Genomic DNA, 18,739 nt, shown 5'->3' on the forward strand with positions numbered 1-18,739 from the left:
CACTCAGGCTGGCAGGGGGATCAGGCTTTGGCTTTGAAGGCTTCCATCTGACCGAAACCGGTCGGCGAAGTCTTGCTTTCGGTGGTGGCGCAGGTGCCTTTAGGAACCAGTTTCCAGGCGTTGGACTGGTAGTCGGTTTTCGCGGTGCCTGCGCACGTGGTGCCAGCGCCAGCCGCGCAATCGTTATGACCTTTCATGGCCACGCCGAAGCATTTTTCCATGTTGCTGTTGTCGGCGGCCTGGACAGTGGAGACAGCGGCCATGCTCAGCGCAGAACCAAGGGCCAGAACGAGGGCGGTGGCGGACAGGGTGCGGGTGGTAGCAGTCATGATGTTTCTCCGTTGTTTGAGTTTTGGTAAGCCGTGTTTGTGCTGGCTTACCCCTCTAGAGAGAGGTCATCGCGATGCGTTACAGCCCAGTGCAAAACTTTTTTAAAAAACTCAAAACACCACAATCCCTGTGGGAGCGGGCTTGCTCGCGAAGGCGGTGTGTCATTCAGCATTTTTGTCGACTGACACTCCGCCTTCGCGAGCAAGCCCGCTCCCACAGGGGATCTTCATCGTTATAACCGCTTATGTCAGCCACAAAAAAACGGCCCGAAGGCCGTTTTTTGTTTAGCGCAAAGACTCAACCCCCCAGATACGCCTCGCGCACTTTCGGATCAGTCAGCAGTGCTTCCCCAGTGCCGGTCATCACCACCCGGCCGTTCTCCAGAACGTAGGCACGGTCGGCAATTTTCAGCGCCTGGTTGGCGTTCTGCTCTACCAGAAACACGGTCACGCCATCCTTGCGCAGCTGTTCGATGATGTCGAAGATCTGCTGGATGATGATCGGTGCCAGGCCCAACGATGGTTCGTCGAGCAGCAGCAGTTTGGGTTTGCTCATCAGCGCACGGCCGATGGCGAGCATTTGCTGTTCGCCGCCGGACATGGTGCCGCCGCGCTGGGCGAAGCGTTCTTTCAGGCGTGGGAAAAGTCCGAGAACCTTGTCCATCTGTTCCTGATAATCGCCCTTGTTGGTAAAGAATCCGCCCATGGACAGGTTCTCTTCCACGGTCAGGCGGGCGAACACCCGACGACCTTCCGGCACGACCGCGATACTTTTACGCATGATCTGCGACGAGTCCTGGCCGACGAGCTCTTCACCCATGTAGCGGATGCTGCCGCTGTGGGCTTGCGGCGAACCGCAGAGCGTCATCAGCAGGGTCGACTTGCCGGCACCGTTGGCGCCGATCAGGGTCACGATCTCGCCCTGGCGGACTTCGACGTTGACGCTGTGCAGCGCCTGGATCTTGCCGTAGAAGGTGGAAACGTTTTCGAATTGCAGCATTTACGCTTCCCCCAGGTAGGCTTTGATCACTTCAGGATTGTCGCGGATCTGTTCCGGCGTGCCGTCGGCCAGAGGTGTGCCCTGGTTGATCACGACGATGTGGTCGGAAATGCTCATGACCAGTTTCATGTCGTGTTCGATCAGCAGCACGGTGACGTTGTGCTCTTCACGCAGCATGCTGATCAGCGCCTTGAGGTCCTCGGTTTCCTTCGGGTTCAGGCCGGCGGCCGGTTCGTCGAGCATGAGGATCCGCGGGCGGGTCATCATGCAGCGGGCGATTTCCAGACGACGTTGCTGACCGTAGGCCAGGGTGCCGGCCGGACGGTTGGCGAACTGGGTGAGGTTGACCTTGTCCAGCCAGAACTCGGCGAATTCCATGGCCTCGCGTTCGCTTTTGCGGAACCCCGGGGTCTTGAACAGGCCGGACAGGAAGTTGGTGTTCAGGTGACGGTGCTGCGCGATCAAGAGGTTCTCGACCGCGGTCATGTCCTTGAACAACCGCACGTTCTGGAAGGTGCGCACCACGCCTTTGAGGGCGATCTTGTGGCCCGGCAGGCCTTGGATCGGCTCGCCGTCCAGCAGGATGCTGCCGCCACTCGGCTTGTAGAAACCGGTGAGGCAGTTGAATACCGTGGTTTTGCCAGCGCCGTTAGGGCCGATCAACGCAACCACCTGTTTTTCTTTTACGGTCAGGGCCACGCCGTTGACCGCCAGCAAGCCGCCGAAGCGCATGCTCAGGTTTTCTACTTTAAGGATCTCGCGGCTCATTTGCGCAGCTCCATGTGAGGACGTTGCATGGGCAGCAGGCCTTGAGGACGCCAGATCATCATCAGCACCATCAAGGCGCCGAACATCAACATGCGGTACTCACTGAACTCACGCATCATTTCCGGCAACAGGATCATCACCACGGCCGCAAGGATTACGCCCAGCTGCGAGCCCATGCCACCCAATACGACGATGGCGAGAATGATCGCCGACTCGATGAAGGTGAACGACTCCGGTGTCACCAGGCCCTGACGGGCAGCGAAGAAGCTGCCGGCGAAACCGGCAAAGCTGGCGCCGAGGGTGAAGGCTGACAGCTTGATGACCGTCGGGTTGAGACCCAGCGCACGGCAAGCGATTTCGTCTTCACGCAACGCTTCCCAGGCACGGCCGATCGGCATGCGCAGCAAACGGTTGATCACGAACAACGCGCCGAGGGCCAGCAACAGGGCAACCAGGTACAGGAAAATCACCTTGTTGATCGAGTTGTATTCCAGGCCGAAGTACTCGTGGAACGTCTGCATGCCTTCGGCAGCCTTGCGTTCGAAGGTCAGGCCGAAGAACGTTGGTTTCTCGATGTTGCTGATGCCGTTCGGGCCACCGGTGAGATCGGTCAGGTTACGCAGGAACAGACGGATGATTTCACCGAAGCCCAGGGTCACGATTGCCAGGTAGTCACCGCGCAGACGCAGCACCGGGAAGCCGAGCAGGAAGCCGAACGTGGCCGCCATCAGGCCGGCAATCGGCAGGCAGATCCAGAAGCTCAGACCGTAGTAGTGCGACAGCAGCGCATAACTGTAGGCACCGACGGCGTAGAAGCCGACGTAACCCAGGTCGAGCAGACCGGCCAGACCGACCACGATGTTCAGGCCAAGGCCGAGCATCACGTAGATCAGCACCAGGGTGGCGATGTCCACCGCACCACGGGAGCCGAAGAACGGCCAGACCATGGCACCGGCGATCAACGCAATGATGATCCAGCGCTGGGTGGTCGGCAGGGTCAGGAAGTTACTGGCCTTGGCCGGAATCAGCGGCATGTTGGGCGAAGAGCGCCAAGCCGAGCTGATCTGTTGATCGAACAACACACGCAGGAACATCAGGACCGAGCACACGGCGATGGTGATCAGCGTTGCGTTGCTGGTGCCATGTACTTCGAGGTTGATGCCGACGATGGTCAGCTTCAGACCCAGTACCGGGTAGGCAACCGCCCACACCAGCAAGGCGCTGAACAACGCCTGTTTAAGATTCCTAGTCATACTTTTTCAACCTCCGGACGGCCCAGCAGGCCGGTTGGCCGGAACAACAACACCAGAACCAATAAGCCAAACGCCACAACGTCCTTGTACTGGTCGCCGAAGATATCGGCACCGAAGGCTTCCGCGACACCGAGCACCAGCCCGCCGAGCATGGCGCCGGGGATGCTGCCGATTCCGCCCAGTACCGCAGCGGTGAAGGCCTTGAGGCCGACGAGGAAACCGGCGTTCGGGTTGATCACGCCGTATTGCATGCTCAACAGCACGGCCGCGATGGCCGCCAGGGCGGCACCGATGACGAAGGTCAGGGCGATGATGTTGTTGGTGTTGATACCCAGCAGGTTGGCCATCTTGATGTCTTCGGCGCAGGCGCGGCAGGCACGACCCAGGCGAGAGCGGGAGATGAACAGCGTCAGGCCGAGCATGGCGAGCAACGTCACCACGAACACCACGATTTGCATGTAGGAAATCAGCACTTCATGTGCGCCACCTGGCCCGAAAGCAATGTTGCCCGGAATCAGGTTGGGGATGGATTTGTCCTTGGAGTCTTGCGCCAGCAGAACCGTGTTCTGCAGGAAGATCGACATGCCGATGGCGGAGATCAGCGGGATCAGACGGTTGCTGCCGCGCAGGGGGCGGTAGGCGATCCGTTCGATGCTGTAACCGTAGGCACTGGTCACGACGATGGTCGCGAGGAAAGCGGCGGTCATCAACAGCGGAACACTGTCGAGTCCCATCATGGTCAGCCCGGCGATGGCGATGAACGCCACGTAGGAGCCGATCATGTACACCTCGCCGTGGGCGAAGTTGATCATTCCAATGATGCCGTAAACCATCGTATAGCCGATGGCGATCAGGGCATACGTACTGCCAATGGTCAGACCATTAACCAGCTGTTGGAAGAAGTGATAGATGTCAGGCATTACAGCGCTCCTAAAAACCTGATACGCATTTCACTGGTGGAGTCATTTTCCCGCTCGAGCCCCGTGGATCTGCATCCACTTCGAACGCGAGGTTTGCCAGCGAACCGCTGATGACGGTTTTGAGATTTTCAGGTGGGGAGACTGGCGGATCACGCCAGCGCGGCCCAATACATTCGTAAAACAAAGCCCACGGCACGCCGTGGGCTTTATTGGCAGTCAGTCAGGCAACGCCTTACTGAGGCTTGGCTTCAGTTTTTGGTTTGCCGAAGTGCCACTCGTAAACCACAAATTTGAAGTCTTTCAGGTCGCCCTTGTCGTCGAAGCTCAGGTCGCCAGTCGGGGTCTTGAAGGTGCCTTTGTGGATGGCTTCAGCCACTTTGGTAGTGTCTTCGGACTTGGCAGCCTTGATGCCGTCGGCAATCACGGTTACCGCCGAGTAGGCCGGGAACACGAACGGACCGCTCGGGTCTTCTTTCTTCGCTTTGAACGCGTCAGCCAGGGCGACGTTGGCCGGATCCTGGTCGAAGGATTTCGGCAGGGTTACCAGCAGGCCTTCGGAAGCGTCTTTGGCGATCTGCGAAATGGAGTCGTTACCCACGCCTTCCGGGCCCATGAACTTGGCTTTCAGGCCTTTTTCCTGGGCTTGACGCAGGATCAGACCCAGCTCTGGGTGGTAGCCGCCGTAGTAGACGAAGTCGACGTTGGCTTGCTTGAGCTTGGAGATCATCGAAGAGAAGTCTTTGTCGCCGGCGTTGATGCCTTCGAACACGGCAACCTTGACGTTTTTGCCTTCCAGGGTTTTCTTCACGGCGGTGGCGATGCCTTCACCGTATTGCTGTTTGTCGTGCAGAACAGCAACGATTTTCGGTTTTACGAAGTCGGCGATGTAGTTACCGGCGGCAGGGCCTTGGGCGCTGTCCAGACCGATGGTGCGGAACACCATTTTGTAACCACGAGCGGTGATGTCCGGGCTGGTGGCAGCCGGGGTGATCATGATCACGCCTTCGTCTTCGTAAATGTCCGAAGCCGGTTGGGTGGAGCTGGAGCACAGGTGACCGACCACGAACTTGACGCCGTCGTTGACGACTTTGTTCGCGACCGCTACCGCTTGTTTTGGATCACAGGCGTCATCGTATTCAACGGCGACCAGTTGCTTGCCGTCTACGCCGCCTTTGGCGTTGATCTGTTCGATGGCCATTTTGGCGCCACTGAACTGCATGTCGCCGTATTGGGCTACAGGGCCGGTCTTAGGGCCGGCGATGCCGATCTTGATGGTGTCAGCTGCGAACGAATGGCTGGCAACCCCGGCCAGAACCATAGCGGCAAACAGTTTGGAAATCTGCTTAGTAGCCTTAGTCATAGTGCTCCACTCTTACTGTTGTAGTTTTTATAGTCCTGGCGCCGTAGCAGCAGAACCGGGTCAGATATCTTCGATATCCTCCGGAAAATGCCCCCGACAACTGTACCGGTACAGTGTAGAGCGCCAATTGTCAGCCTGGGAAGCTGGCGCCGGGGGGCAAAACCTGAGGGTGTCGCTTTATTGAAAGAAAAAGACAGAATAGCGGCGGGATGTTAGCTGGCTAATTGCTTGATTCATCAGCATTCCTTGGCTTTTCTGCGCTTTTCGTTCGGTGACTCAATTGCATCCGGGTTTTTCTGCCGGACCACCGACGTTATCATTCGCGTCGATTTCTTTTCCGGACAGCGCCCATGAATCAAGAACCTAGCACCCTCTATGCCAAGCTGCTTGGTGAGACCGCATCTATTACGTGGAAAGAGTTGGAGCCCTTCTTTGCCAAGGGTGCCCTATTGTGGGTCGACCCCGGCCTGGATTTGATCGCCGCAGCCGAAGCTGTTGCAACGGATGAAGGCGAGAAAGTGGCTGCCTGGCTGGCTGCCGACAAGGTCGCCAAGCTCTCTGAAACGCGGGCGCTGGATCTTTTTGAACGCGATCCGCAGCTGTGGGCTGTGGTGGTTTCGCCTTGGATTCTGATCCAGGAAAGGGCGACGAGCTGACTGCCTGCGCTTTGTTGGTGCGCCTGGCGGGCGACTCAAAGTGTGTAGGTGAGTAGCGTGATGGCATGTTGCCGTAGAGAAAGGCCACAGAAGGGTCTTGGCGAGGGTGACGTAAACGTAACGGGAACAGTTTATTGAGCAGCCTTCGGGCTGCTTAATTGTTTCTGGATGTTGGGTTTTGTGGTGAATCCGATGCCGCCATCGCGAGCAAGCTCGCTCCCACAGTGGTTCGCATTCTTTCTGAAGGAACGCGATCCCTGTGGGAGCGAGCTTGCTCGCGAAGAGGCCGTCACTGACTAAGCAGATCTACCGGTATGGTTATTCAGCGAAATAACCTTGGTCTTGCCAATCCGGTGACGGTAAATCTCGCGCAGGTACTTGATCGCCTTCTTCACGCAATCGCGCGACAGGCGAATGTCGTTGATCGACACGAACTTGTCCTTGTCGTTGATCAGCTCGCGGTACTTCTTCTCGTACATCGGTTTGATCGCGTACCAGTTGGTGTCGAGGATCTTCGCCGGGTTCTCGAACTCGTTCAGCAGGTCGTCGATCAGGTCTTCGTCGAAGTCTTCGTTGATGATGAAGTCGAGAATCGAGTTATCCAGGGTGTCGTCGAAGCGGTACGGGTTCTTCGCGAAGCAGCGCTTGATGAAGGCCACGATCAGCGTCAGAAAATCGTCCGACAGGCACGGGCTCTTGGCGATCAGCGTGGTCAACGACAAGTTGGCCGAAGCACCGATCACCAGCGCATAACGCTTGAGCGTGGTGTTTGGGAACAGGCTGTTGAGGTGGGTCTTCAACCGGTTCAGGTCCATGTAGGACAGCTTGTAGTCTTTCGGCAGCGAGACAATCGACACCACCGACGAGCAGTTCTTGAAGAAGTGCAGGTCGTGCAACGCGGCCGCGTCGTAACCGGAATTCTTGTACTGCTCCAGCGAAGCCCGATAGCGCTTGGACTCGATCGGCAACAGGCTGATGCCTTCGATCGCCTGGGTCACTTTGTTGAAGTGCGGCAGGTCGATGGAGCGGAAGAACAAGTCGTCGATGTTCAGGCGCTGCGGTTCTTTCTCGAATACCTTGAACTTGTCGCTGCTCGGCGGCGGGGTTTCCGGCACCACGGACTCGGCGTAGGCGATCGCCACCGGGCCAGCCAGGCTCATGAACAAGTCATTGGCGTCGAGGCGAATGGTTTCGCCGATGTCGATGCCGGCGCGACGGAAATAGTTCTGGTCGTAGTCAGTCGTGACCGCTTGCGCCGTCAGAATGTTGAAGATCTGCTGCGAGATGTATTGGTTGGCGTGCTTTTCCATCGCGTTGACGTCGATGTTCTGAATGTTGCCGTCATCGCTTTCTTCGGCATACCGCATGATGTCGTTGGAGATCAGCATCATGGCGTTCCATGGGCGGATCCGACCCATGACACTGGCTTCGCTGCTGTCTTCGTTGGCGAAGTTGTAGGAGAAGTCCCACTCTTCCGACAGGTATTTGCACAACAGGCGACCGGCGTTGATGTGCAACGCCTCGGACATTTCGCTGCGGTGGTCGGAAATGTTCGGCAGCACGCAGATGCCGCTGGTGAAGATCGGCTCGAAGACGAAGGAATGACCGCTCTTGCCGTCGTGTTCATCCATCGGCTTGGTGTCGAACGTCTTGTTCATGTACGAGTGCTGCTGGGCCAGGCCGAATTCCGAGGCCATGCCCGAACCGGTACCGCCGCCGGCACTGAAGATCGAGAAATACAGGCGCGACTGGTTGGCCTTGATCCCGCAGCTGTCGATCAGGTACGAGTGAATCATCTTCCAGTCAGGGCTGGAGAAACGCTGGGTGTCCTTGTTCAGGATGATCTTGGCCAGGTACTGACCGAGGATTGGCGCGTTACCGGCGCCACCGGCGTGGACTTCCGACAAGTCCATGATCTTCATTTTGCTGTAGTCGCGCAGGAAGCCGCTCTTTTCGCCCTTGCGCGAGAAGCGGATGCGACCGGCGATGTCTTTGTCCAGGTCGCCAAGCATCACCAGCGGCTCGACCAGGAACACCGGTTTGGTGGCCTTGTTCGGCCCCAGGCGCAGGTTGTTGCGGATCCACTGGGCCGGGCTGTAGCCCTTTTCGGCGTAGCGTTTGTCCGGCGACAGGCGATCTTCGTTGTTGAATTCGTTGAGGTAGAACTTGCGCGCGTTGTACACCAGTTCCGCGACGTCGAGCGCGATGTTGGAACCGCAACGTCCGAGGCCGATCAGGCACACCGAGGGAAATTCCTGATCGCTGTGCTGTTCGTTGTCGCCTTCCAGGTGCGGTGGGCGCGGGAACACCATGTCGCGCAGGCCATCGAGGTTATCGAGGATGCGGTCGGTGTTGGTTTCGGTGAAATACAGGTATTGCTGACTGGCCAGCGGACGTGACGGGATCAATGGCTTCGACGATGAGGGGCTGTTCGCCGCGGGGCTCAGTGTCAGGTCGGAAACCGTAGTGGCCGGATTATTTTTAGAAGTCATTGGGCGCCATGTACCTGGGCTGGTTAGCTCGGCGACACGGTGTCGTCGAACCTTCACGGAATAGGAACTCGCGACTTTTTTAGCGCGTATTTTGCCCAAGCGTCAGGGACAAAGCCTGAGCGTCGCTCGGGGGAATCCTTTCCTTAGTCATGAAGAATCGGCCAATATTCGGCGATCTTTAATCAAAAGGAGGCTAAATGATGTCAACCCTACCTTCGTTGAGTTTTGCCGGAATCGGCCTGATGGGCTTGCCCATGTGCCTGCGTCTGTTGGCGGCGGGGTATCCGCTGACGGTGTGGAATCGCAATCCGGCCAAATGCGCAGCGTTGGTCGAGGCCGGTGCCCGGCAAGTGGCAACGGCGGCTGAACTGGCTCAGCACGCCGATGTGCTGATGCTGTGTCTGGCGGACACGGCGGTGGTGCACGAGGTGGTTTTCGGCCCGGCAGGGATTGCCGAGGGGGCGAAAAGTGGTCAGCTGCTGGTGGACTTTTCCAGTCTGGAACCGACGGCGACGCGGGAAATGGCATCGACGCTGGCCAGCCAATGCGGCATGCGCTGGCTGGACGCGCCGGTGTCCGGTGGGGTCGTCGGCGCCGAGGCCGGCAGCCTGGCGATTATGGTCGGCGGCGAAGCACCAGACCTTGAGCGAGTCAGGCCGGTGCTGCTGAACCTCGGTCAACGGGTGACTCACATGGGCGGTGTCGGCGCCGGGCAGGTGACCAAGGCCTGCAATCAGATGATTGTTGCCTGCAATGCGCTGGTGATTGCTGAAGTGGTGGCACTGGCCGAGCGCTCCGGAGTCGACGCCAGCCTGATCGCCGAGGCGCTGGCGGGAGGGTTCGCCGATTCAAAACCGCTGCAGATCCTCGCCCCGCAAATGGCCGAGAGTCGCTTCGAACCAGTGAAGTGGCACGTGCGCACGCTGCTTAAAGACCTAGACACCGCGGTGAAATTCTCCCGCGAACAGGGTTCGGCCACGCCGATCAGTGGATTGGCCGCACAACTGATGCGCCTGCATGGGGGGCAGGGCTTTTTGGAAAAGGATCCGTCGACGTTAGTGCGGATGTACCGTAAGCCAGATTCAAGGGACTGACGATGCGCAGGTGTTTGCGCTGGTTGATTTCGTTCAGCACCCCAGGCAATTCGGTCAGAGGCACTGGACGGCTGAGCAGATAGCCTTGAACAAAGTCGCAACCCTGGCGTTTGAGGAAGTCATATTGCTCGATGGTTTCGACGCCTTCGGTGACCACCTGCAGATGCAGGGTGTGGGCCATCATGATTATGGCCTGGACGATTTCCATGTCCTGGGTGGCCTTGGGAATGTCCTGGATGAAAGAGCGGTCGATTTTCAGAGTGTTCAGGGGCAGGCGCCGGAGGTAGGCCAGGGATGAATAGCCGGTGCCGAAGTCGTCGATCGACAACGAGACTCCGAGGGCGCGGATCTGCCGCAACAGCACCAGGGTCTTGGCAAGGTTGCCCATCAAGGCGTTTTCAGTCACTTCCACTTCCAGCCGTTGTGGCGCCACCCCGGTGACGCGCAGGGCGTGCTCGATTTCATCGGCCAACTCTTCGCGCGCAAGGTTCAGGGTCGAGCAGTTCACGGCGATCTTGAGGTCTTCGCACCCCTGGCGGGACAGTTCGCCAAGGTCTTCGCAGGCCTTGCGCAAGACCCAGTTGTCCAGTTCGGCGATCAGGCCGTTAGCCTCGGCAATCGCAATGAATCGATCCGGTGTCAGCAGCCCGTGAACCGGGTGTTGCCAGCGAATCAACGCTTCGAGTTTGGTGACCAGGCCGGTTTTCAGGTCATAGATCGGTTGGTAATACAGTATCAACCCGTCGTCTTTACGCAGGGCGTCGCGCAATTCTTCTTCGACTTGCAGTTCCAGTGTGGCGCGGGCCCTCATGTGTGGACTGAAAAAATGCAGCCCGTTGCGCCCGCTGCCCTTGGACTGGTACAGCGCCAGGTCGGCGTTTTTCAGCAACTCCTCGCAGGTCGTACCATCTTGCGGAAAAACGCTGATGCCGATGCTGGTGGTCATGACCATGCTGCGCCCGGCCAGCTCGATCGGGTCTTTCATTTTCAGCATGATGCGCTGGGCCATGTTCCGGGCTTCTTCAAGGTCATGCAGGCCGATGAGGATGCAGAACTCGTCTCCACCGAAGCGCGCCACCACATCGTCGTGGCTGCGCACCGTGCCCTTGATGTGGCTGGCCAGGACCTTGAGCAATTCATCGCCGGCGTCATGGCCGAGGCTGTCGTTGATGCGTTTGAAGTGATCGATGTCGAGGAACATCACCGCCAGCATGCCGCCTTCATTGGACTTTTCGAGCAGTTTTTCGGCGAAAATCTGGTTGAAGCCACGGCGGTTGATCAGGTTGGTCAGCGCGTCGTAGTGCGCCACCTGTTGCAGCGACAAGCGCGCCTGATCCAGTTGACTGAGCAGGGTGTTGACCCGCTTGAGGTCCGAATCCTTGTGTTGCAGCTTCTTGTCGGCCAATGCCGCGCTGATGCTGCTGCCGATGATCAGCAAGGTCATCACCGCCACCGTCAGCCCCAGTTGCAGGTGGTTGTTGTCGCTGGGCAGCGGCTGGGGACTATCGATGGGAAGCACCAGGTTGAGCGCCGCCATGCCGGTGAAATGCATGCTGACGATGCCGGCTCCGAGCACCAGGCTAGCGGTGTATTTGAGCAGTTGATGAACCACGCCGCTGCCTTCGCGCAGATGACGGGAAATCAACAGGGCCGCCAGGCTGGCGCCAATCGCGATCACGATAGAGAGGGCGAACAGGGCGGGGTTGTAATAAGCCGTCGCATTCGAGCGCATGGCGGCCATGCCCACGTAGTGCATGGTCGCGATACCCAGGCCGATCCATACCGCGGCCCGCAGGGTTTGCCAGAAAGTCAGATGAGGATGGCTGAGGGTATGCATCGCCAGCCACGAGGCCGTCAGTGCAAACAACAACGAGATCAGGGTGATGGGTAACTGGTAATGGATTTCGATCGGGACCTGGAAGGCCAGCATGCTGACAAAGTGCATGGCCCAGATACCGCCCGCCAGGCACCCGGCGCCGATCCAGCGCCAGAGTCGTTGGGACGTGGATTTTTCGGCATGGCCGACCCGTTCGGTGATGTCCAGTGTGGCGAAGCCGGTCGCACAGGCGACCACATAAGCCAGCAACACCAGAAAGGGGTTATGGGAGCAATTGAGGATGACCTGGCCGGTCTCAGGCAGTTGAGTCGTGAAATATAAAGCAGGCCAATCCATCGGACGCCTCGTATTTGTCCCTGCCGACACCATGAACCCTGGCGAATGTGGTGGAGTATAGAAGTCATACAAAGAGTGCAAGCCGTGGTGGCATATTGCTCTCGATGATTTTGAAATTAGTGGGCCCAGGTTTTAGGCAATTTGCTCATAAGGGAGTTCGAACTCCGGTTGCAGAGCCGGCAGCCCAAAGGCTGCCCGCGCCGCGTCGCAATCCACATTTGCCTCGCCATTGGCCCAAGAGGCGTCGAACTCCCGGCAGGTACTGGAGCGCTGATCGTAAATCGAGCACTGCACGGTGTTGCCGACCTCGCCGACCAGCCCGACGCAGCGAGTGGGTTTGCAGTCCGTGCCCAGCATGGCCACCCGGCTGGGGCTGATGGGTGCGACAAGCTCGTCAGGCACCGTTCCCCCGGCCGAGGTGCATTCACCCCAGAAAAAAGACACGCGAAAATGAGAACAGCAGGCACCGCAGTTCAGACACGGACTGGCTTCGGACATGGGCGATAATCAAAGGAGGGATGGGGGACACGGTGGGGTGGACAAGGCCGCTATTCTAGGCTTCGCCGTGGACTTGGGAAGGGGGGCGCAAAGGTATTTTTCAAGGCGACCAGCGGCGGTGAAAACACCGACCTTAGTCACACCACAAATCCCTTGTCGGAGTTAGCCTGCTCCGGGCGGTGTTCCGACGATTGCGGTCTGACATTCAAAGAATCTGGTGACTGATAAAAAGCTATCGCTAGCAGGCTAGCTCCCACAGGTAGGGTGTTGCGCCATGGGCTGGTATCAGCATTACGAATAATTACAGACAGCTCCAGCGGGCCTGACTAGATTGGAGGTTCCGGGGACAGCGAGGCCCCAATAACAATAAAAGAGACGGACCCCATGCAGAACTCGACCCAAGCGGCGAATGCCTGGCGCATTCTGTTCCTGCTGTTCCTGGCCAACCTGTTCAACTTCTTCGATCGCACCATCCCGGCCATCATCATCGAACCGATCCGCATGGAATGGCACCTCAGCGACTTTCAGTTGGGGATCATCGGTACTGCATTCACCATCGTTTACGCCATTGCCGGCCTGCCGCTGGGGCGCATGGCTGATACCGGTTCGCGCAGCAAACTGATGGGCTGGGGCCTGGCGGCGTGGAGTGGCCTGACGGCGGTCAATGGGCTGGTGGGCAATTTCTGGGCGTTCCTGATCGTGCGCATGGGCGTCGGCATCGGCGAAGCCAGTTACGCACCGGCTGCCAACTCGCTGATCGGCGACCTGTTCCCGGCTCACCGTCGCGCGCGGGCCATGGGCATTTTCATGCTCGGCCTGCCACTGGGCCTGCTGCTGGCGTTCTTCACCATTGGCGCAATGGTCAAAGCATTCGACAGCTGGCGTGCGCCGTTCTTCATCGCAGCGGTGCCGGGGCTGATTTTGGCGATCTTCATGTTCTTCATTAAAGAGCCGAAGCGCGGCGCGGCGGAAACCGTGCAGGTCTCGCAAGAGAAAGTCGACAAGCCGATCCGGCGAATTCTGGCGGTGCCGACCTTTCTTTGGCTGGTCATGGCCGGGTTGTGCTTCAACTTTGCTACTTATGCCTGCAACTCGTTTCTGGTGCCTATGCTGCAGCGTTACTTCCTGATGCCGTTGCAGGAAGCGGCGGTGGCGACCGGGGTGATCGTCGGCGTGACCGGTTTGTTCGGGTTGACGCTCGGCGGCTGGGTCGCCGACAAGATTCACCAGCGAGTGGCCAGTGGGCGACTGCTGTTTGCGGCGTTCAGCCTGATCGTCTCGACTGTGTGCACGGCGTGGGCGCTGCATGCCGGGCGGATCGAGATTGGGGTGTTCGTGGCGGTGTTCAGTGTGGGTTGGCTGTTCGCTTACAACTTCTATACCTGCGTTTACACGGCGATTCAGGATGTGGTCGAACCGCGCTTGCGGGCCACGGCGATGGCGCTGTTCTTCGCCGGCTTGTACTTGCTGGGCGGTGGTTTGGGGCCGGTAGTGGTGGGCGGTTTGTCCGACCACTTCGCGCATACGGCGATGGCTGCGGCAGGCGCCGAGCAGATGACCGAGGCGTTCAAGGCGGTCGGATTGCATGACGCGATGTACCTGATTCCGGTGGCGCTGTTTTTCACCATGGTGTTTCTGTTTTTGGCGTCGCGGTGTTTTGTTCGGGATGCGAAGCGGATGAAGGAAGGGTTGGTCGGGGTGGTTGAGCCTGAGGTTGCAGCGGCGACTGCATAAACGCCTTCGCGAGCAAGCCCGCTCCCACATTTTGAAATGCATTCCAATGTGGGAGCGGGCTTGCTCGCGAAGGGGTCATCAGCATCACCGGATAGATAACTGGCAATAAAAAAGGCCCGCATCACTGCGGGCCTTCTTGTTTCAGCGGTGGAGCAGGGCGGTTTAACCCGCCACCAACACCCGAATCGCTTCCAGTCGCAACGCGGCTTTATCCAGCATCGCCAAACCTTGCTCGCGCTGTTTGCGCAGGGCAACCAGTTCACTGTCGCGCACGGTTGGGTTGACCGCTTGCAGTGCGGTCAGGCGCGCCAGTTCTTCGTCCGTATCGGCCGCCAGACGACGTTGCGCTTCGGCAACCCGCTCGGCGTGACGCGGGAAGATTTTCTCTTCGCCGGCGTTGATCCGTGGCGTCAGCTGATCGCGCTGGGCCTGGATGAACTTGTTGGCGCTGGCGCGTGGCACGCTTTCCAGCTGGTCGTTCAGGGTTTCGAACGACACTCGGCCCGACAGGTCGTTGCCATTGGCATCGAGCAGGCAGCGCAGGGCGGCCGGCGGCAGGTAACGGCCCAGTTGCAGCGAGCGCGGCGCAACCACTTCGCTGACGTAGAGCAGTTCCAGCAACACGGTGCCCGGTTTCAGCGCCTTGTTCTTGATCAATGCCACGGCGGTGTTGCCCATCGAGCCGGACAGCACCAAATCCATGCCGCCCTGCACCATCGGGTGCTCCCAGGTGATGAACTGCATGTCTTCGCGAGACAGCGCCTGGTTGCGGTCGTAAGTGATAGTCACGCCTTCTTCGTCGCCCAGCGGGAAGCTGGCGTCGAGCATTTTTTCGCTCGGCTTGAGGATCAGGGCGTTTTCCGAATGGTCTTCGCTGTCGATACCGAAGGCGTCGAACAGGGTTTCCATGTAGATCGGCAGGGCGAACTGATCGTCTTGTTCGAGAATGTCCTCGACCAGCGCATCACCTTCGCCCGCGCCGCCGGAGTTGAGTTCCAGCAAGCGGTCACGGCCGGTGTGCAGCTCGGCTTCCAGACGGTCACGCTCGGCACGGGCTTCGTCGATCAGCGCTTGCCACTCGCCATCGTCGGCATTTTCCAGCAGCGGCAGCAGGCGCGGGCCGAACTGATGCTGCAAGGCGTTGCCGGTCGGGCAGGTGTTAAGGAACGCGTTCAGCGCCTCGTGGTACCACTGGAATAGCCGTTCTTGCGGACTGGTTTCCAGGTACGGCACGTGCAGCTCGATGATGTGCTTCTGGCCGATCCGGTCCAGACGACCGATACGCTGCTCCAGCAGGTCCGGGTGCGACGGCAGATCGAACAGCACCAGGTGGTGCGAGAACTGGAAGTTACGACCTTCACTGCCGATTTCCGAGCAGATCAGCACTTGCGCGCCAAACTCTTCATCGGCGAAATAGGCAGCGGCACGGTCACGCTCAAGAATGTTCATGCCTTCATGGAACACCGTGGCCGGGATACCGGAGCGCACGCGCAGGGCGTCTTCCAGGTCCATGGCGGTTTCGGCGTGGGCGCAGATCACCAGCACTTTGGTGCGCTTGAGCATCTTCAGTTGATCGATCAGCCACTCGACGCGCGGGTCGAATTTCCACCAGCGTTCTTCTTCATTGGCGTCCGGCTGGGCCTGGAAGCTGACTTCCGGGTACAGCTCGGCGTGATCGCCCAGCGGCAGTTCGAGGTATTCGTCCGGGCACGGCAGCGGGTACGGATGCAGTTTACGCTCCGGGAAACCCTGCACGGCGGCGCGGGTGTTACGGAACAGCACGCGGCCGGTGCCGTGGCGGTCGAGCAGTTCGCGGACCAGACGGGCGCTGGCCTCGATGTCGCCATCGTTGACGGCGGCCAGCAGCGCTTCGCCTTCGTTGCCGAGGAAACCGTGAATGGTCTTGTGCGCTTCAGGCGACAGACGCCCCTTGTCCAGCAACTCCTGGACGGCTTCGGCCACCGGGCGATAGTTTTCGCTCTCGGCGCGGAAGGCGTGCAGGTCATGGAAACGGTTCGGGTCGAGCAGGCGCAGACGCGCAAAGTGGCTGTCCTGACCGAGTTGTTCCGGGGTCGCAGTCAGCAGCAAAACGCCGGGAATGACTTCGGCCAGTTGCTCGACCAGCGTGTATTCAGGGCTGGCCTTGTCTTCGTGCCACACCAGGTGGTGCGCTTCGTCGACGACCATCAGGTCCCAACCGGCGGCGAACAGCGCGTCCTGGGCCTTCTCGTCTTCCACCAGCCACTCGAGTGCAACCAGCGCGAGCTGGGTGTCTTCGAACGGGTTGGCGGCATCGCTTTCGATGAAGCGTTCTTCGTCGAACAGCGCGACTTGCAGGTTGAAGCGGCGGCGCATCTCGACCAGCCACTGGTGCTGCAGGTTCTCCGGCACCAGGATCAGCACGCGGTTGGCGCGGCCCGAGAGCAGTTGGCGATGGATCACCAGGCCGGCTTCAATGGTTTTGCCCAGGCCCACTTCGTCGGCCAGCAGAACCCGCGGCGCAATGCGGTCGGCGACTTCACGGGCGATGTGCAATTGGTGCGCGATCGGTTGCGCACGCACGCCACCGAGGCCCCAAAGCGCGGACTGCAACTGGCGGCTGGTGTGTTCCAGGGTGTTGTAGCGCAGGGAGAACCAGGCCAGCGGGTCGATCTGCCCGGCGAACAAACGGTCGCTGGCCAACCGGAACTGAATGAAGTTCGACAGTTGGGTTTCCGGCAGGGTGACCACTTCGTTCTGCGCGTTGAGGCCGTGGTAAACCAGCAGGCCATCGACGTCGTCGACTTCCTGGACGGTCAGTTTCCAGCCTTCGAAGTGAGTGATGGAGTCGCCCGGCGAAAATCGCACGCGGGTGAGGGGCGCATTCCGTAGCGCGTACTGGCGAGTCTCGCCAGTGGCCGGATAGAGCACGGTCAACAAGCGGCCGTCCTGTGCCAGAACGGTGCCTAAACCCAGCTCGGCTTCGCTGTCACTGATCCAGCGTTGCCCCGGTTGATACTGCTGCGCCATGCTGCCTGACTCCCACCTTGAAAAAGCGGGCTATCTTAACGGAATGAGGGCTTCAGGGCCAAAGGACTCTCATAAAAACTCGCACTCTTACGTTAGCCCAGCGACGCGATGCTTGCAGGTCGGGGCACCAATCGGTGCCAAACCGGTCACAGTTTGCGACCGATGGCTCAAGTCGCCATCCCCGCAGCCGACAGCATGCTGACAGGAGACTAAATAATTATGCTGCCACCGATGCTCCCCTTGAGTGCCGTGCCGATCACGTCACAGCAGGACCCGATCCGTCAGCGCCCGGATATTCCGCCTGTCGTGCCGGTGCAGGAAAGCTCCAACGAAAGCACCATCGACTTGCAACAACGCGACCCCGAGGAAGCGGCTTTTCAGCTGCGCGAAGAACAGCGGCGCAAGCAGGAGCGGGAACGGCGGCGTCGTGAAGCCGATGAGGACCCGGAGGAGCATCTCGCGGTACCGGGTGTCGAGCTCAATGCCGACAATACCGTGCCGGTGGCGCCGTTGATGGAAGATCAGCCGCGCCAGGGGTTGTGGGTCGATATCCAGATTTGAGGTTGTGGCTGGTCAGCGCTGCCGTGAGACCGCATTATTGTGACAACCCTGCCATACGATGTACTGAGCACCATGAGCCAAGACGACAAGCTGATTGATCTCAATTCCGAACGCGCCAAGCGGGTTCATGACCTTAATGAAAAGCGTCTGAATGAAGTGCGGCAGGCGTTTGAGCAGGCGATGCCGTTGGGTAAAGCCAAGAAAAAGCCGAAGAACAAACCGAAAAAGCGTTGAAACACCCTGCATCGGTTGATGCAGGTCAGTTATTTCCCCTCCTTTACGCCCTGTCTTGGGCGACATTGATCCCGGTCAATTTTCTCTTCTGCCTGATTGGTTAACTTAGCCCTATCGCAACAGGGCAAGTGCAGGAGAGCCGTCATGTTTTTCGACAACGTGGTGATCGCCGGGGTGCTGACAGTCGGCCTCATGGTTCTGTTTTTCGCAGGGTTCGGATTTTTTATCTGGAAGGATTCGCATAAGCGTAAACCGTAGATCTTTCTGGATGTAATGAGCACGCAAGGCATTTTGGGCAACTTCGGTTGCCCTTTTTTTTGCTTGCGAGAATCTAACTGACGATAAGGAACCCTGTGGGAGTGGGCTTGCTCGCGATATAGGTTGGCCTGATAGCCGACCTATCTTTCTCAGGTGTACATATCCATTCCCGCGGTAACGGCCGCTTATGGTTTCGCCCTTACGGCGACTCACTTTTTTTCAAACCGGAAACGCCAAAAAAAAGTAAGCAAAAAAAGGCTCGCCCCGAACGTCCGGCCCCTCGCCTGGGCTCGGCGTTCCTTCGCTCCGGCATTCATCTGGGGGCATCGCCTCCGGTCGGCTTCGCTTCGACCTCCTCTCGATGTGTGCGGCTTCGCCGCACGGCGCTACGCGCCCACCC

General features: G+C 59.0%; 16 protein-coding genes. 6 read left to right on the plus strand and 10 right to left on the minus strand.

The genetic code is table 11. The annotated features are described in order from the left end of the window. Positions 1-20: 20 nt before the first annotated feature. The 6 genes from ACA051_RS06905 to ACA051_RS06930 form a co-directional block, all read right to left on the minus strand. A complete protein-coding gene (locus ACA051_RS06905; RefSeq protein ID WP_403098740.1) occupies positions 21-329 on the minus strand; it encodes a BufA1 family periplasmic bufferin-type metallophore in 309 nt (102 codons plus the stop codon). Positions 330-627: 298 nt separating this feature from the next. Next, positions 628-1,329 carry an ABC transporter ATP-binding protein gene (locus ACA051_RS06910; RefSeq protein WP_083374874.1) on the minus strand — a complete coding sequence of 234 codons (702 nt, stop codon included), beginning with the start codon at positions 1,327-1,329 and terminating at the stop codon, positions 628-630. Continuing rightward, the gene (gene livG / locus ACA051_RS06915; RefSeq protein ID WP_497308765.1) at positions 1,330-2,097 is read right to left on the minus strand and encodes a high-affinity branched-chain amino acid ABC transporter ATP-binding protein LivG; all 768 of its coding nucleotides are present in this window, start codon (positions 2,095-2,097) and stop codon (positions 1,330-1,332) included. After that, the gene (locus ACA051_RS06920; RefSeq protein ID WP_497308767.1) at positions 2,094-3,350 is read right to left on the minus strand and encodes a high-affinity branched-chain amino acid ABC transporter permease LivM; all 1,257 of its coding nucleotides are present in this window, start codon (positions 3,348-3,350) and stop codon (positions 2,094-2,096) included. Before ACA051_RS06920 ends, livG begins: the two co-directional genes overlap by 4 nt. After that, positions 3,347-4,270: a high-affinity branched-chain amino acid ABC transporter permease LivH gene (gene livH / locus ACA051_RS06925; protein ID WP_219096865.1), complete on the minus strand. Its 924-nt coding sequence runs from the start codon at positions 4,268-4,270 to the stop codon at positions 3,347-3,349. Before livH ends, ACA051_RS06920 begins: the two co-directional genes overlap by 4 nt. 232 nt (positions 4,271-4,502) lie before the next feature. Then, a complete protein-coding gene (locus tag ACA051_RS06930) occupies positions 4,503-5,630 on the minus strand; it encodes a branched-chain amino acid ABC transporter substrate-binding protein (protein ID WP_497308769.1) in 1,128 nt (375 codons plus the stop codon). A gap of 350 nt (positions 5,631-5,980) precedes the next feature. Between ACA051_RS06930 and ACA051_RS06935 the strand changes: the two genes are divergently transcribed. Beyond that, positions 5,981-6,286, plus strand: coding sequence for a DUF2288 domain-containing protein (locus tag ACA051_RS06935; RefSeq protein WP_403098749.1), 306 nt, complete (start codon positions 5,981-5,983; stop codon positions 6,284-6,286). Positions 6,287-6,582: 296 nt separating this feature from the next. Here ACA051_RS06935 and ACA051_RS06940 read toward each other — a convergent pair whose 3' ends face one another. Beyond that, positions 6,583-8,778: a hypothetical protein gene (locus ACA051_RS06940; RefSeq protein ID WP_497374083.1), complete on the minus strand. Its 2,196-nt coding sequence runs from the start codon at positions 8,776-8,778 to the stop codon at positions 6,583-6,585. 197 nt (positions 8,779-8,975) lie between these two features. Here ACA051_RS06940 and ACA051_RS06945 point away from each other — a divergent pair, with 197 nt between their 5' ends. Next, positions 8,976-9,872, plus strand: coding sequence for an NAD(P)-dependent oxidoreductase (locus ACA051_RS06945; protein ID WP_497374085.1), 897 nt, complete (start codon positions 8,976-8,978; stop codon positions 9,870-9,872). Here the strand turns inward: ACA051_RS06945 and ACA051_RS06950 are convergent. Continuing rightward, positions 9,763-12,045: a putative bifunctional diguanylate cyclase/phosphodiesterase gene (locus tag ACA051_RS06950; RefSeq protein WP_497374087.1), complete on the minus strand. Its 2,283-nt coding sequence runs from the start codon at positions 12,043-12,045 to the stop codon at positions 9,763-9,765. The two genes, ACA051_RS06945 and ACA051_RS06950, sit on opposite strands and share 110 nt — an antisense overlap. A 132-nt stretch (positions 12,046-12,177) precedes the next feature. After that, the gene (locus ACA051_RS06955) at positions 12,178-12,543 is read right to left on the minus strand and encodes a YkgJ family cysteine cluster protein (protein ID WP_497308778.1); all 366 of its coding nucleotides are present in this window, start codon (positions 12,541-12,543) and stop codon (positions 12,178-12,180) included. Between the two features lie 384 nt (positions 12,544-12,927). Between ACA051_RS06955 and ACA051_RS06960 the strand changes: the two genes are divergently transcribed. Next, positions 12,928-14,277 (plus strand): spinster family MFS transporter, encoded by a 1,350-nt coding sequence (locus tag ACA051_RS06960; RefSeq protein WP_497374089.1) that lies wholly within the window; start codon positions 12,928-12,930, stop codon positions 14,275-14,277. 162 nt (positions 14,278-14,439) lie between these two features. On the opposite strand, the gene rapA is transcribed toward ACA051_RS06960, so the two are convergent. Further along, the gene (rapA, locus tag ACA051_RS06965; RefSeq protein WP_497308782.1) at positions 14,440-17,286 is read right to left on the minus strand and encodes an RNA polymerase-associated protein RapA; all 2,847 of its coding nucleotides are present in this window, start codon (positions 17,284-17,286) and stop codon (positions 14,440-14,442) included. A gap of 219 nt (positions 17,287-17,505) precedes the next feature. Between rapA and ACA051_RS06970 the strand changes: the two genes are divergently transcribed. From ACA051_RS06970 to ccoM, 3 genes are all read left to right on the plus strand, one after another. Beyond that, positions 17,506-17,847: an aspartate-semialdehyde dehydrogenase gene (locus ACA051_RS06970; protein WP_403098763.1), complete on the plus strand. Its 342-nt coding sequence runs from the start codon at positions 17,506-17,508 to the stop codon at positions 17,845-17,847. Between the two features lie 72 nt (positions 17,848-17,919). Further along, on the plus strand, positions 17,920-18,081 hold the full coding sequence (locus tag ACA051_RS06975) for a hypothetical protein (RefSeq protein ID WP_007935839.1): 162 nt from the start codon (positions 17,920-17,922) through the stop codon (positions 18,079-18,081). 144 nt (positions 18,082-18,225) lie between these two features. Then, positions 18,226-18,339, plus strand: coding sequence for a cytochrome c oxidase subunit CcoM (gene ccoM / locus ACA051_RS06980; protein WP_010462558.1), 114 nt, complete (start codon positions 18,226-18,228; stop codon positions 18,337-18,339). Positions 18,340-18,739 lie beyond the last annotated feature (400 nt).

It is taken from the genome of Pseudomonas sp. LBUM1669 (assembly GCF_059695705.1).